The following is a 14,595-nucleotide window of genomic DNA, read 5'->3' as shown; positions in this document are numbered from 1 at the left end:
TCAGTGCGCGGCTGCTGCCGCTCTCGCGTCCTCTCTGATCAGGTCGACGGCCTTCTCGGCCATCATCACGGCGGGTGCGTTGGTGTTGCCCGACACCAGCGTCGGCATCGCCGAACAGTCGATCACGCGCAGGCCCGCCACGCCGTGCACGCGCAGGCGCGCATCGACCACGGCGAGCGCATCGCTGCCCATGCGGCAGGTGCCGGTGGGGTGGAAGATGGTGGCGCCGTTGTTGCGGCAGAACTCCAGCAGGTCGGCGTCGCTCGCGGCATCGGGGCCGGGCTTCACCTCACGCTTCACGTAGGGGCGCATCGCGGGTGAATCGGCAATCGCGCGCGCGGCCTTCACGCCGGCCACAGTGGTCGCGCGATCGAGCTCGGTGGCGAGATAGTTCGGCTGCATCTCCGGCGGCTCGGCCGCGTCGAGCGAGCGGATGCGCACATGGCCGCGCGACTCCGGCCGCAGCTGGCACACCGACATCGTGAAGCCCGAATACGGATGCACCTTGCCGCCCGCCATGTCGGCCGAGAGCGTGGCCACGTGGAACTGGATGTCGGGCGTGGCCGCCACCGGCTGGCCGCTTTCATCCTTCAGCGCGCGCATGAAGCAGCCGCCCTGGTTGATGCCCACCGCCAGCGGGCCGGTGCGGTGCATCAGCCATTCCAGCCCCATGCCCATCTGGCCGAACCAGGAGTTGAGCTGGTCGTTGGTGGTGATGGGCTTGGTGCACTCGTAGCCGAGGCGTATCTGCAGATGGTCTTGCAGGTTCTCGCCCACGCCGGGCAGCTCGTGCACGACCGGGATGCCGAAACGATCGAGCAGCGCGCGCGGCCCGATGCCCGAGAGCTGCAGCAGCTGCGGCGACTGGATCGAGCCGGCCGACAGCAGCACCTCGGCGCGGCAGCGCGCGGTCTTCAGTTCGCTGCCTTGCCGGTACGTGACACCGGCGGCGCGCTGGCCTTCGAACACCAGCTTCTGCGCCATCGCCTCGGTCTCGATGCGCAGGTTGGGGCGGCGCTTCACGGCCGGCGTCAGGTAGGCCTTGGCCGTGCTGCAGCGCCAGCCCCTGTGCGTGGTCAGCTGGTAGTAGCCCGCGCCTTCCTGCGCGGCGCCGTTGAAGTCGTCGGTGCGCGGCACGCCTGTCTGCCCGGCGCCGTCGATGAAGGCCTCGATCAGCTCGTGCTTCGCGGCGATGTCCGAAACCCTCAGCGGGCCGTTGCCGCCGTGAAAGGCGTCACCGCCGCGCTGGTTGCCCTCTGATTTGATGAAGTAGGGCAGCACGTCGTCGTAGCCCCAGCCGGCGTTGCCCAGCGCGGCCCAGTGGTCGTAGTCCTCGCGCTGGCCGCGGATGTAGATCAGCCCGTTGATCGCGCTCGATCCGCCCAGCGTCTTGCCGCGCGGCCAGTAGATGCGCCGGCCGTTCATGTTCGGGTCGGGGTCGGTCTCGAAGCGCCAGTTGTAGGTGGGGCTCCACATCGTCTTGCCGTAGCCGATGGGCAGGTGGATCCACAGCGAGCGGTCGGCAGGCCCTGCTTCGAGCAGCAGCACGCGCGCGGCCGGGTCTTCGCTCAGCCGGCCAGCCAGCACGCAGCCGGCCGAGCCGGCGCCGACGACGATGTAGTCGAACTCTTCTTCAGGCATGAAGGGGTCCTGTAGGGGCCTGTGGGGTCCGGGAGTGGAACAATCGCTTCGCTCGGCCGCATCCTAGGCTAATGATTTTCGGAACGCAATGTTCCATTTTTAAGGTTTACCCGCATGCCCCGTTCCGCGCGCACGCCTGCCGCAGTGATTTCTCCAGAGGAGGCGGAGTCCGCTTCCGGCTCCGGTTCGTCGGCCGAGCGCAGCCTGCGCCTGCTGGCGCTGCTGGCCAACGAAGGCCGCGCGCTCACGCTCGCTGAACTGGCCGCGCAGCTCGGCCTGCCCAAGGGCACCGCGCACCGCATCTGCACCCAGCTGCTGGCCACCGGCTTCCTGGCGCGCGACGTGGACGAGCGCTCGTTCAGCGTCGGCCCCGCGCTGCGCAAGCTCGCCTTCGACACGCTGAACCACGGCGTGGTGCGCGGGCTGCGGCACGAGGTGCTGTCGGAACTGGTGCGCCAGGTGGGCGAAACCTGCAACCTCACCACGCTCGACGGTGCGCAGGTGCTCTACCTCGACCGCGTGGAAGCGCAATGGCCGCTGCGGCTGACGCTCGACGTGGGCTCGCACGTGCCGCTGCACTGCACCGCCAGCGGCAAGCTGTTTCTCACGCAGATGCCGAAGAAGGAGCGCGATGCGCTCATCGACAAGCTGCCGCTGGAACGCATGACGGCCAACACCATCACCAAGGCCGCTGCGCTGCGCACCGAGTGCGAGGCGATCGCCAAGGGCGGCTACTCGTGCGACCGCGAAGAGTTCATCGCCGGGCTGGTGGCCGTGGCCGTGCCGGTGCGCGATGCGGCGGGCGCGGTGCGCGCCGCGCTGGCGGTGCATGCGCCGACCGCGCGCATGTCGATGGACGATGCAGTGAAGCGCATCGATGCGCTGAAGGCGGCGGCGGAGAAGATGAGCGGGCTGCTCTGAGCTTGTCGGCCTGCTCTTACTCTTCGTAGCCGATGTCCAGCCTCATCATGGCGCCGGCGCTGTCGATTCTTTCCGCGCGGAAGTAGTAGCGCCCGCGGTAGCTCTCGAAATGAAGGGGAAGGGCGACGGGTTCGTCCCAGCTCGTCAGCGCGAAGCCCTGGTTGCGCAATTCATGCAGCAGCGCATCCAGGCGCTGCGGATCGGGGGCGACGCGAATGTCGGCATCGGCCGGCGGTGTGCCTTGCGGGTCGTGCAGCCATCGCGCGAAGCTGCCGATCAAGGTGAAGACATGGCCCTGTGTGCGGAGGGCGTCGAGCAACCGGGCTGTGCCCTGCAGGTCTATGCGCGCGCGCTGCTTGCGAAACACCAGCGCGTATTCGTGGCGGCGATCCGTGCGCGCTGGAAAAGCTTCGCTGACGGCAGTCGCTTCGCTCTCATGCGGATAGATCAGCACACGCTCTTCTTCCATGGTGAAGAGCGCACCGAGGATGCGTGCGAGATCGAAGGCCAGGGGCAGCACGCGATCGCCGAGGCGAATGTTCTGCACCATCGCAATGCAATGGCCGCCTTCGCGCAAGCGCGTGCGAACGGCGTGGAACACGTTGCGCAGGCCCTCCAGGTGCTGCGCATAGCTGCGGCTGTCGTAGAGCTGCGAAGCCGCAGGGGCGCCCGACCACTGGCATCCGAAATAGGGCACGTTGGTAAGGCAAAGCTCGAAGGGCTGCAGCGCGGTGGTGTCGAGCGTGTCGCATGAGCCGTGCAGCAGGGTGATGTCGCTGTCGCCGATGCCGTGGCGCGCCAGCCGTTCGCGTATGAGCTGGATGCGGTCCGCGTCGATTTCGCAGCCTGCCGCCCGCCGGTTTTCCAGGCGCGCCGCAAGCAAGGTCGTGCCGAAGCCCGCGAAGGGATCGAAGACTGTGTCGCCGCGCTGCGAGAACTGGCGCACGAACGGCGTCATCTGCTCGACCCACCCGCAGTCGCGCGCGCCCAGCGGGTCACGCGCACGCAGATCGTCGGGCAGGCGGTGGAGCGGCGACTCGTGGTCGAGCATCAGCCAGCTGTGGCTAGGCATCGGCATGCACCTGCATCGAACGGGTGTCGAGCAGCACGTCGCGCCCGGGCTCCCAGCCGGCGCAGAGTTGCCCATCGGGAAAGTAGACCAGCTTGTAGATGTCTTCGGTCGCATGGCGGGCGTGCATGGCGCCGTAGTCGGAACTCTCGAAGATCACGGACAGGCCATTCGCGGTGCGCAGGCGCAGGTTCCAGAAGTAGTAGCCCTCGGTCAGGCTCTCGACAGTCCATCCGCGCGAGACGGCGGCGTCGTCGAGGCAGGCTGTCAGCAGCGCGTCCATTGGCACCCGCTGGGCGTGCAGGTAGCGCGCCGTGGCGTTGTCCCGGTAGCTGCCGTCGAGCCGGGAGAACTCACGGAAGACGACGGTGCCTGCGCCGCAGCGCTGCTGCGCCCACGAGAGGTAGGTCGAGACGTCCTGCGGCCGTGCGATGCCGCTGCGCTGAAGAATGCACACCAGGCGCAACGGCATTGCATCGGCCAGTTGCCGCGCTGTGCGTTCGAACACCGCCTGATCGCTGATTTCCAGCCCGGGCCTGAAACGCATGATGGCCTGGTTGGTTGCACCTTCGTGGTGGTGGCGGGACAGTTCGAGCCAGCTCAGTCCGAAGTCTTGCAGCGCACGCTGCAGGATGGCACCGCCTGTCTTTGCAAAGCCGGCACCGTTGGTGTACAGCACGCGGTCTTCGACGCTCGGGCCGTCGCTTGCTTCGGCCGCGGCCAGCGTGGCCAGCAGTTGCAGCATCCAGCCGGCGTCGTCGCTGGTCTCCAGGCCCGAGAGCGACCACGAGAGCGGGACGCCGCGCAAGGCCCGCAGTGCATGTGCAAGGCCATCGAAGTAAGTGCCGTCGGGCCGCAGCCGGGAGGCCGGCACACCGCCATAGGTCTTGCGAAGATTCTCCGAGCAGAAGCCGCAGCGCGCCGAGCAGGGCTGAACGGCCGCATAGGGCGTGAAGGTCAGGGGTTGCGCAAGGCGCCGCCGGACACCGCCGATGGTGTGCGTGTGCCAGCGTGCGGCCTGCCGTGGGTCGGGCGCTCGCAGGTTGACCTGTGCGGCGGCGGCGCGCAGGCGCTCGAAGAACGGAGAGCTTGCGCTGCGTGGCAGATCGGCGACGGCCACGCTGCCCATGGGGACGGTGAGGGCGCGCGTGGCACTGTCGGAAGGCATTGCGGAAGGCATGTCGGGCGGAGGAGCCAGGAGTCGATGCACCCGCAACGATACGACACCGCGCCGCGCGCGTTGAACGAGAATCTGCCGCTCACCAACCGGGAGAAGCAACGCCATGGCGAATGTCGTCAAAACCATCCGCAACTTCAACGCCGGTCGCGACCCCGAGCGCCTGGCGATGAAGTACGAGAAGCTGCGCTCCAGTCCGTTTGTCTTCCTGCGCGGTACCTGCCACCTGTTCTACGACCGCCTGCCGGCCGATGCGCTGTTCACCAGCAAGGCTCCGACGGCATGGCTGTGCGGCGACGCCCATCTGGAGAACTTCGGCAGCTACAAGGGCGACAACCGGCTCGCGTACTTCGATCTCAACGACTTCGACGAAGCGGCCCTCGCGCCGGTGACGTGGGAACTGGTGCGCTTCCTCACGAGCATCCTGGTGGCCGGCGACAGCCTGCGCGCCTCGCGCGACGATGCGAATGCGCTGTGCAAGGTGTTTCTTGAAGGCTATGCCGGCGCATTGGCGCTCGGCAAGGCCCGCTGGGTGGAGCGCGACACAGCCAGTGGCCTGATCCATGAGCTGCTCGCGAAACTCAAGGCCCGCAGCCGCCCCGATTTCCTGAACAAGCGCACCGAACGGAAGAACGGTCGCCGAAGCATCCTGCGCGACGGCGAGCATGCGTTGCCAGTCGACAAGGTCGGGCGCGAACGGGCGAAGAATCTGATCGGCGCATTCGCGGCAACGCAGGACAACCCCGACTTCTTCAAGGTGCTCGACGTGGCGCGGCGCATCGCCGGCACCGGCAGCCTGGGCGTGGAGCGCTATGTTGTCCTGGTCAAAGGCAAGGGATCGCCCGACGGCAACTACCTGCTCGACCTGAAGCAGGCGCCCGTGTCGTCGCTAGTGCCGCACCTGAAGAAGATCAAGCAGCCCGCATGGCCGTCGAATGCGCACCGCATCGTGGGGCTGCAGCGCCGCATGCAGGCCGTGTCGATGGCCTTCCTGCACCCGATCGTCGATGGCAAGTCTTCCTACGTGCTGCGCGACCTGCAGCCCAGCGAAGACCGGGTGACCCTCGACGTGCGCCACACCGGGCTCGACCAGGTCCGCGACGTGATCGGGGAGATGGGGCAGATGATGGCCTGGGCGCACCTGCGCAGCTCGGGGCGCCAGGGCTCGGCCATCGCGGATGCGTTGGTCGACTTCGGCGCTTCGGCGAAGTCGTGGCGGCGCGACCTGCTGGATGCGGCGCACCAGTGCGCCGCGCAGGTCGAGAGCGATTGGGAGGTCTACTGCGAGGCCTACGATGCGGGGAAGCTGGCGTAGCCTTCCTGGTCGTGTCCTGGTGGCCGACTTACCCGAGCAGACCCACCACCGACCGCACCACACTCACCAGCGCCAGCGCAATCAGCAGGTTCAGCACATGCCTCCTGAACTGCTCCGGCGAAACCCCCTTGAACGAGCGCTGTCCGTACCAGATGCCCGCGAGCATCGCCGGCGCCAGCCACAGCGCCCACTTGAGGGTGTCCGGCCCCAGCAGGTTGCCGGACGCGTGGGTTGAAGAAGGCATCAGCGCCGCGCAGATGAGCGACACCACGTCGCTGAACAGCAGCAGCGCAATCAGCGTGGCCCGCAGCGCGGCCGGTGCCATCTTCGCGGTGCTGAGCAGCACCGCGATCGCGATGCCGCCAATGGCCGCCACGCCGTTGATGAAGCCAGAGGCCAGCCCGGCCGCCAGCCGCACGCCGCGCGTGGGCACCAGCGTGACGTGCGCGCCGCCGCGCAGCAGCAGCGCGGCCGCCATCAGCAGCGCGCCGATCAGCAGGCGCAGTGGTGTCTCAGGCAGCCATGCGAGCAGCGCCACGCCGACGGGAATGCAGATCAGGTTGCCCAGCATCAGCCAGCTGAGCCAAGGCATGTCGACATCGCGCGCAATGCCGCGCAGCTGGCTCAGGCTTGCCAGGATTTCGAGCATGAAGATCGCGGGCACGACCAGCGCGGGCGACACCACCAGCGACATGCCCGCCACGGTGATGGCCGAGAAGCCGAAGCCCGCGAAGCCGCGCACGATGCCCGCCGCGAAAACCACGCACAGGCTGTAGACCAGCGTTCCCGGCGCCAGCGGCGGCACCAGCAGTTCAGCCGCCGTCATGCCTCGAACAGCGGCAACAGCTTCAGGCGCTGCACCTTTCCAGAGGGGCCGCGTGGCAGGTCTTGCACGAAGCGGTAGTGGCCGGGCGCCTTGTAGCGGCCGAGCGCGGTGGCGCTGAACTCGCGCAGCTCGTCTTCGGTGCAGGCGCAGCCTTCGCGCAGCACGATGCACACGCCGATCTCCTGGCCGTAGTGGCGGTCGGGCACGCCTACGGCAGCGGCTTCGAGCACGGCGGGATGTTGCAGAAGGGCTTCGTCGATCTCGCGCGGCGCGATGTTCTCGCCGCCCTTGATGATCAGCTCCTTGATGCGGCCGGTGACGAAGAAGAAGCCGTCCTCGTCGCGATGGCCGAGGTCGCCGGTGCGCAGCCAGCCATCGGGCGTGAAGCTTGCGCGGGTGGCTTCCTCGTTCTTGTAGTAGCCGAGCATCACGTTGGGCCCGCGGATCACGATCTCGCCGGTCACGCCGGTGGGTACGGCTGCGAGCCGGTCATCGACCACGCCGGCCATGCAGCCCGACGCGCGGCCCACCGAACCGAGCTTGCGCGCGGCCGGGTCCATGGGGTTGGAGAACGAGGGCGCGGCCGTCTCGGTGAGGCCCATGGTTTCGACGATGCCGATGCCGAACATCCGCTCGAACGCACGCAGGTGCTCGGGCGGAAGCGCAGCCGAGGCCGAGCGGCAGAAGCGGATGGCCAGCGTCTGCGCAAGCGGCGGCTTCGGACCTTCGAGCAGGTACGAGATCATGGTGGGCACGACGTTGATCCAGCTGCACTGCGTTTGCGTGGCCTGCTCCCAGAAGCGGCCGGCCGAGAACTTCGGTGGCATCGCCAGGCTGCCGCCGTGCGCGAGCGGCGCGAGCATGGTCACGGCAAAGGCGTTGATGTGATACAGCGGCAGCACGGCGAGCACGCGGTCGGAGGGGCGCAGCGCGTGCTCGACGCTGATGGCATGCGCGTTGGCCGCGAGGTTGCGCTGCGTGAGCATCACGCCCTTGGGCATGCCCGTGGTGCCGGAGGTGTACATCAGCAGCGCGACGGCATCGGGCGAGGGCGGCGGTGTGTCGACGGCCGGTTCTTCCTCGTCGGGCAATGCATCGCCTTCGGGGTCGACCACGACCAGCGTCACGGGCCGGTCGAAGCCTTCGACGATGCCGCGCACACGCTCTTCCCACTCGGGCGCAACGCAGACCACACGGCAGTCGGAGTGCGAGAGCACATAGCGCATCTGCTCCGGCTGCGAGAGCAGGTTGATCGGGTTCACGCAGAAGCCGCCATGCATCGCGCCCAGCAGCAGCCGCAGGGTCTGCAGGCCGTTGGGCATGACGACGGACACCGTGTCGCCGGGCTGCATGCCGAGGCCGCGCAGCACGGCCGCCACGCGGCGGCAACCGGTCGCGAGCTCGCCGTAGCCCAGGTGGCGTTCGGTTTCGGTGGCGCGGGCATACACCGCGTGCGGCTGCTGCCTCGCCTGTTGCTCGATCAGCGCATGAACCGTTGTTGCAGCCGCCGTCATGCTTACTTCGCGCCGTGCTCGGCGAAGAAGGCGCCGAAGATTTCTTCCTCGCTCGGCACCTTCTCCGGAATCGGCCGCGACACGCGCGTGATGTTCAGGTAGTGGCGGTAGTTCATGTTGTCCGAGAAGTTGTTCTTGCCCCAGGTGCCACAGCCCATCGACAGCGAGAACGGCAGGCCGTTGTCGAAGCTGCCGCCGGTGGCAATGCAGTGCGCCTGGTCGACGATGACGCGCGACACCGGCAGCGTAAGGCCCAGCGTGAGCGCGCGTTCGGGCACCGCACTGTGCAGGCCCACCGAGTGGCCCGCGCCTTCGTACGCATAGATGCGTTCGACGGTAGCCATGGCGTGCGCGAAGTCGCGCGCCGCATACACCGCGAGCACCGGGCTCAGCTTCTCGCCCGAGAACGGATGGTCGTGGCCCACGCCGTCTTCGGCCACCATGAGGATGCGCGGATCGGCATCGGCAATTGCCAGCCAGGCGGCGCGGTTGGCGCCGTCGATGGCGGCCGCCCGCTCGGCGATGGTGCGCGCCGACTGGCCGATGACGGCGGGCGAGAGCTTGCCCTCGGGCCACATCAGCGCCTGCAGCGTGGCCTTCTGCGCGTCGGCGAGCATGACGGCGCCGCGGTCTTTCAGCGCGGCGAGCGTCTGGGCGCGCACTGCGTCGATGATGACGAGGCTGTTCTCCGACGAGCAGCTGGTCGCGTTGTCGAAAGTCTTCGAACGCACGATGCGGTCGGCGGCCGCGGCGATGTCCGCCGTTTCGTCGACGATGCCCGCCACGTTGCCCGCGCCCACGCCGAAGGCCGGCGTGCCGCTCGCATAGGCCGCGCGCACGTTGGCCTGCGAGCCGGTGGCGACCACCAGGTCGCACAGGCGCATCAGCTCGGCGGTCGATTGCTTGTTGACCGGCGAGGGCAGCAGCTGCACCAGGTCGCGCGGCGCGCCGATGCGGTCGAACTGCTGGTGGATGAATTCGATGAGCCGCGCCGCCGTTGACCAGCCCTTGGGCGATGGCGCGACGATGACCGCGTTGCGCCCCTTGAGCGCGTTGATGATCTTGTTGGCCGGCGTGGCGCCCGGGTTGGTCGATGGCGTGACGGCGCACACCACGCCCACGGGCCGCGCAATTTCGACGATGCCGCGTGCCGGGTCTTCTGCGATCACGCCGACCGAGCGCGCCCCGTGCAGGTCGCGCAGCAGGCCGAAGGTCTTGCGGTGGTTCTTGCGCACCTTGTCCTCGACGTTGCCCACGCCGGTGTCGGCCACGGCCAGTTCGGCCAGTTCGCGGTTGCGCGCCGGCTCGATGATGGCCCAGCCGGCCGCGACCACGGCGGTGTCGACCTGTGCCTGCGACCAGGTTTCGTAGATGCGCTGCGCGGTGCGGGCGCGCGCCACGAGTTCGGCGATGGGGGAAGAGGGGGCTGCGTTTTCCATGAGTTTGTCCGTGTCGATCAATCGACCTTGATGCTGGCTTCCTTGGCGAGCTTTTGCCAGCGCACGAGTTCGGTGGTGACGACCTTGCCGAGTTGCTCGGGCGTACCGCCGACGCCTTCGCTGCCTTGTGCGAGCAGCTTGTCGCGGATGTCCGGTTCTTTCACCACCGTGTTGATCACGCGGTTGAGCTTGTCGATGGCCGGCTGCGGCGTCTTCGCGGGCACGAACACGGCGTACCACGAGTCCACGTCGAAGTCGGGCACGCCGGCTTCCTGCATCGTCGGCACGTCGGGGAAGGCCGCGCTGCGCTTGGTGGTGGACACCGCGAGTGCCTTGAGCTTGCCTGCCTTCACGAACTGCGCGGCCGCCGGAATCGACACCCACAGCAGCGGCACCTGCCCGCCCATCACGTCGGTCACGGCCGGGCCGCCGCCGCGGTAGGGAATGTGCGTCATGTGCGTGCCGGTGCGCAGCTTCAGCAGCTCGCCCGCCAGGTGCCCGGGCGAGCCGTTGCCCACCGAGGCGAAGGCGATGCTGTCGGGCTTGGCCTTGGCCAGCGCGATGAGTTCGGCCACGGTGTTGGGCGCGAACTGCGTGTTGGCCACCAGGATCTGCGGCAGCGAGGCGACCATGCCGACCGGAGCGAAGTCTTTCGCGGTGTCGAAGCTCAGCTTGGCGTAGATGGCCGGGTTGATGGTGTGCGAAGACAGCGTGAACAGCACCGTGTAGCCGTCGGGCGCCGACTTGGCAACCACCTCGGTGCCGATGGAGCCGGCTGCGCCACCGCGGTTGTCGATCAGCACCGGCTGGCCCAGCAGCGTTTGAAAGCGCTCCTGCACGATGCGCGCGATCACGTCGGTGCCGCCGCCGGGCGGGTAGGGCACGATCAGGCGGATCGGCTTCGTCGGGTAGTCGCTGCCGTTCTGCGCTTGTGCGGCGAAGGGCGACGACAAGGCGGCGAGAGCCAGCAGCCCGGCGTGCAGCCAGGGGGCGAAGAGCAACTTCATTCCGATCTCCTTCTCTTTGTGATGGGCGTCGGCGGCAACGGCACGGCCGGTGCGGCGTTCAAGCGATAGCCCAGCGTGACGCTGGCGTCGCGCGCGCAGGCCATCAGGTGATCTGCCAGCCCGCGTGCCTGTGTGCGCGCAAAGCGGATCGAGGGCACGCTCATGCCGACGGCGGCCACGGCTTCGCCGCGCGCATTAAGCACGGGCACGCCGAGGCCGCAGACGCCGATGCGCCATTCCTCGCGGTTCTCGGCATAGCCGCGGGCGCGCGAGCGTTCCAGTTCGCTGAAGAGGGCGTCGAAGTCGGTGATGCTGTTCTTCGTGTGCGCGACCAGCGTGCCCAGGCGCTCCTGCAGTGCCGGCACGTCGAGCGCGGCTGCAGCGAGCAGCGCCTTGCCCGAGGCCACGCAGTACGCCGCCGCCCGGCCGCCGATGCGCGAGTACGCGGCCACGGGCAGCGGGCTGTCGAACTTGTCGAGGTAGACGATCTCGGCGTCGTCCAGCACTGCGAGGTGGATGGTCTCGCCCGTGGCTTGTGCCAGCAGCGCGAGGTGGGGCCGCAGCAGCGCGCCGATGTCCGATGCATCGGACACCATGGCCCCCAGCTCGAACAGCCGCAGGCTCGGCCGGTAGGCGCTCGTGTCCGGGTCTTGCACGGCCCAGCCGCATTCGACGAGCGTCTGCAGCGTGCGGTGTGCATTGCTGCGTGCCATGCCAAAGGCCTGGGCCAGTTCGGTGACGCGGCAGTCGCGCTGCTGGCGCACCATCCATTCGATGGCGGCGAGGCCCTTGGCAAGCGTGGAGTCCATGAGGCTTTCTATGGGATATCCGATGTTCCAAATATTGGAACTGCGTTCCCGGATGTGAAACGCAATGTAAGAACGCTGGGTGCCCTTTGTCAATCAGGGACTTGGATGTAATGCCAAACGCCTCAGGTTGCAGGCCTCAGCGGCGATGGCGCCCGGCCATGAGTTCGATCACCTCGCGGAAGAGGGTGTTGCCGCTGGAGGCGGCCAGGTCGAGCACATGGCTGCGGCTGTAGTAGGGGCTCAGGTCGAGGCCCACGCCGATGCCCGCAATGGCGATGTCGCCGCGCTGCTCCTGGCGCGCGACCACGTCGCGCAGGTGGTGGTCGAGGTAGTGCGCGTCGTTGGCCAGATGCGTGGCGCTGTCCATCGGCGAGCCGTCGGAAATCACGAGCAGCAGCTTGCGCGCCTCGCTGCGCTGGCGCAGCCGCATGCAGGCCCAGTCGATGGCCTCGCCATCTATGCCTTCGCGGAACAGGTCGGCTTTCAGCAGAGCCGCCATTGCGGGGCGTGCGCGCCGCCATGGCATAGCAGCACTCTTGAAGACGAGGTGGCAGCGCTCGTTGAGCCGGCCCGGGTGCGGCGGCCGGCCGGCGCGCACCCATTCGCGCTGCGGGCGCCCACCGTTCCACGCGCCGGTGGTGAAGCCCAGCACCTCGCTGGTCACGCTGGCCTGTTCGAGCGCACGCGCGAACACGTCGGCCATCATCGCGACCGACTCGGCATGCTCCTTCATCGAGCCCGAGCAGTCGATGAGAAAGGTGACGATGCAGTCGGCCGCCGGCTCCATGCGCTCGGTGCGGAACAGGCGGCGCTCGGTAGGCGAGGCCACGAGCTGCGCGAGGCGGCGGCCGTCGATCAGGCCTTCTTCTTGCGCGCCGTCCCAGCCGTCGCGCTCGGGCTCGGCCAGCAGGGTGCGCAGTTCACGCGCGAGGCGGGCGATGTTCACTCCCTGCGCGGCAATGCGGCGGTCGAGCTTTTCGCGGTGGTCGGCGAGCACGTCCTTGCGCGCGAGCGTGGCGGCGTCGTGTTCGCGGTCGTAAGCGTTGGAGAAGACGCGGTATGCGCCACCTGCGTTGTCGAGCACCGCGCTGCGGCCCGACTCGGCGGTGGTGAAGCGCTCGACGATCTCCTGGTCCATGTCGGCCACGAGGCTGAACACGCTGCGCTTGTCGTCCACATGCGGGTCGCGCGCGGCGTTGCTGCCTTCTTCATCGGCTTCGTGCAGCATCGCGGCGACGGTGCGCGCGATGGCACGGGCGTGCACGGCGTAGGCGGCCTGGTCGGCGCGATCCTTGCGCAAACCTGCCAGCGCATGGCCGATCAGCGGTGCGAGCGCGAAGCGCGTGGCTTCGAGCATGTCCTCGGTTTCTTCCACCACCTGCTGGCCGCTGACGCGGGCGCGGCAGATCTGCGCCACGGCGTACAGCAGCAGCCCGCGCGCGGTGTCGGTCAGGCCCGAGTGATGAAAGGCGAGTGACCACTGCTCGTGCCGGTGCCGCAGGTTGTGCCGCATGCCGGCCATGACTTCGGGCGCCATCGCCTCGACGCGGAACTGCTCGAGCATTTCGAACAGCATGCGTTCGACCGGCTCTTCGGGGCGCAGGCTTTCGTGCAGTGCTGCGTCCGATTCGGTGAGCCGCAGCGCGAGCCCGTCGGCCACGCCACGGAACGAAGCGAAGTCGTCGGTGTCGGGCGAGGGATGCAGGTGCGGCGCAAACCACGGCAGCGCCACGCGGCCACGGTGCAGCCGCCGGCCGCGAAAGTGCAGGTCGCGCTCGCCGCTGAAGGCGCGCACCACGCCCGCGCAAAGCTCCGCGACCTGTTCTTCTTGCCGCACGCGGCGCTGCATCGCGCTCGCGGGTTCGGCATTCATTCGCGCGGGCCTTCAGAGAGCTGGTGCGACTCCTTCAGTTCGCGGTCGAAGCAGCGCTGGAAGTATTCGGCGACCAGGGGCCGCTCGGCGTCGTCGCACTTGTTGACGAAGGACAGGCGAAACGCCAGCGCCGGGTCCTTGAAGATCTCGATGTTCTCTGCCCAGGTGATCACGGTGCGTGGCGACATCAGCGTAGAGAGGTCGCCCGCCGCGAAGCCCTTGCGAGTGAGGTCGGCCACCGCCACCATCGACGCGACCAGCTTCGTGCCCGCCTCGTCGGCCAACGATGGCACGCGCGCCTGCACGATGGCGATCTCTTCATCGGCCGGCAGGTAGTTGAGCGAGGCCACGATGTTCCAGCGGTCGATCTGCGCGTGGTTGAGCCGCTGCGCGCCGTGGTACAGGCCGTTGAGGTTGCCCAGGCCCACCGTGTTGGCGGTGGCGAACAGGCGGAAGAAGGGGTGCGGCCGCAGCACTTTGTTCTGGTCCATCAGCGTGAACTTTCCGTCGCGCTCCAGGATGCGCTGGATGACGAACATCACGTCGGGCCGGCCCGCGTCGTACTCGTCGAAGACCAGCGCCACGGGGCGTTGCAGCGACCACGGCACGATGCCTTCCTGGAACTCGGTGACCTGCTTGCCTTCGCGCAGCACCACTGCGTCCTTGCCGACGAGGTCGAGCCGGCTGATGTGGCCGTCGAGGTTGAGCCGCACGCAGGGCCAGTTCAGCCGCGCCGCCACCTGCTCTATGTGCGTCGACTTGCCGGTGCCGTGCAGGCCCTGCACCATCACGCGCCGGTCGCGCGTGAAGCCCGCGAGGATGGCGAGCGTCACGTCGGGGTTGAAGCGGTAGACCGCGTCGACCTCGGGCACGTGGTCGTCACGTTCGCTGAAGGCTGGCACCCGCAGGTCGGTGTCGATGCCGAACACATCGCGCACGCTCAGCATCCGGTCGGGTCGAAGGTCGGCGGTATCGGTCACGGTGGGCTTTCGGGGAATGTGGGG

Annotated in this window: 12 protein-coding genes; 2 read left to right on the top strand and 10 right to left on the bottom strand. The window is 68.2% G+C overall.

Annotation, left to right across the window (positions count from 1 at the left end):
- Positions 1 to 1,641, bottom strand: coding sequence for a GMC family oxidoreductase (locus tag ACN9MV_RS22715; RefSeq protein WP_426389592.1), 1,641 nt, complete (start codon positions 1,639 to 1,641; stop codon positions 1 to 3).
- Between the two features lie 114 nt (positions 1,642 to 1,755).
- On the opposite strand from ACN9MV_RS22715, the gene ACN9MV_RS22710 reads away from it, so the two are divergent.
- Entirely contained in the window at positions 1,756 to 2,562 is an 807-nt protein-coding gene (locus ACN9MV_RS22710; protein WP_426389590.1) for an IclR family transcriptional regulator, read from the top strand.
- Between the two features lie 16 nt (positions 2,563 to 2,578).
- Here the strand turns inward: ACN9MV_RS22710 and ACN9MV_RS22705 are convergent, their stop codons facing one another.
- The gene (locus ACN9MV_RS22705; RefSeq protein WP_426389588.1) at positions 2,579 to 3,634 is read right to left on the bottom strand and encodes a DNA methyltransferase; all 1,056 of its coding nucleotides are present in this window, start codon (positions 3,632 to 3,634) and stop codon (positions 2,579 to 2,581) included.
- Complete coding sequence (locus tag ACN9MV_RS22700) at positions 3,627 to 4,799, bottom strand: hypothetical protein (RefSeq protein WP_426389586.1); 1,173 nt, start codon at positions 4,797 to 4,799, stop codon at positions 3,627 to 3,629. Before ACN9MV_RS22700 ends, ACN9MV_RS22705 begins: the two co-directional genes overlap by 8 nt.
- Positions 4,800 to 4,914: 115 nt before the next feature.
- Between ACN9MV_RS22700 and ACN9MV_RS22695 the strand changes: the two genes are divergently transcribed.
- Positions 4,915 to 6,123 carry a DUF2252 domain-containing protein gene (locus tag ACN9MV_RS22695; RefSeq protein ID WP_426389584.1) on the top strand — a complete coding sequence of 403 codons (1,209 nt, stop codon included), beginning with the start codon at positions 4,915 to 4,917 and terminating at the stop codon, positions 6,121 to 6,123.
- 28 nt (positions 6,124 to 6,151) lie between these two features.
- On the opposite strand, the gene ACN9MV_RS22690 is transcribed toward ACN9MV_RS22695, so the two are convergent.
- The 7 genes from ACN9MV_RS22690 to ACN9MV_RS22660 all read right to left on the bottom strand — a co-directional run bounded on the left by ACN9MV_RS22690 (position 6,152) and on the right by ACN9MV_RS22660 (position 14,571).
- Complete coding sequence (locus ACN9MV_RS22690; RefSeq protein ID WP_426389582.1) at positions 6,152 to 6,949, bottom strand: sulfite exporter TauE/SafE family protein; 798 nt, start codon at positions 6,947 to 6,949, stop codon at positions 6,152 to 6,154.
- Positions 6,946 to 8,463, bottom strand: a complete 1,518-nt coding sequence (locus ACN9MV_RS22685; RefSeq protein ID WP_426389580.1) for an AMP-binding protein — start codon at positions 8,461 to 8,463, stop codon at positions 6,946 to 6,948. Before ACN9MV_RS22685 ends, ACN9MV_RS22690 begins: the two co-directional genes overlap by 4 nt.
- A 2-nt stretch (positions 8,464 to 8,465) precedes the next feature.
- Entirely contained in the window at positions 8,466 to 9,902 is a 1,437-nt protein-coding gene (gene sauS / locus ACN9MV_RS22680; protein ID WP_426389578.1) for an acylating sulfoacetaldehyde dehydrogenase, read from the bottom strand.
- Between the two features lie 17 nt (positions 9,903 to 9,919).
- On the bottom strand, positions 9,920 to 10,909 hold the full coding sequence (locus ACN9MV_RS22675; protein WP_426389576.1) for a tripartite tricarboxylate transporter substrate binding protein: 990 nt from the start codon (positions 10,907 to 10,909) through the stop codon (positions 9,920 to 9,922).
- A complete protein-coding gene (locus tag ACN9MV_RS22670; protein ID WP_093179951.1) occupies positions 10,906 to 11,718 on the bottom strand; it encodes an IclR family transcriptional regulator in 813 nt (270 codons plus the stop codon). Before ACN9MV_RS22670 ends, ACN9MV_RS22675 begins: the two co-directional genes overlap by 4 nt.
- Positions 11,719 to 11,854: 136 nt before the next feature.
- Positions 11,855 to 13,591: a cobaltochelatase CobT-related protein gene (locus ACN9MV_RS22665; RefSeq protein WP_426389574.1), complete on the bottom strand. Its 1,737-nt coding sequence runs from the start codon at positions 13,589 to 13,591 to the stop codon at positions 11,855 to 11,857.
- On the bottom strand, positions 13,588 to 14,571 hold the full coding sequence (locus ACN9MV_RS22660; RefSeq protein ID WP_093059494.1) for an AAA family ATPase: 984 nt from the start codon (positions 14,569 to 14,571) through the stop codon (positions 13,588 to 13,590). The genes ACN9MV_RS22665 and ACN9MV_RS22660 overlap by 4 nt, the downstream gene beginning before the upstream one ends.
- Positions 14,572 to 14,595: the final 24 nt, after the last annotated feature.

The organism is Variovorax sp. R-27, from assembly GCF_049913215.1.
Lineage (GTDB): Bacteria > Pseudomonadota > Gammaproteobacteria > Burkholderiales > Burkholderiaceae_C > Variovorax.
The sequence above is the reverse complement of the archived record's forward strand: the minus strand, read 5'-3'. Positions and strand labels throughout refer to the sequence as shown.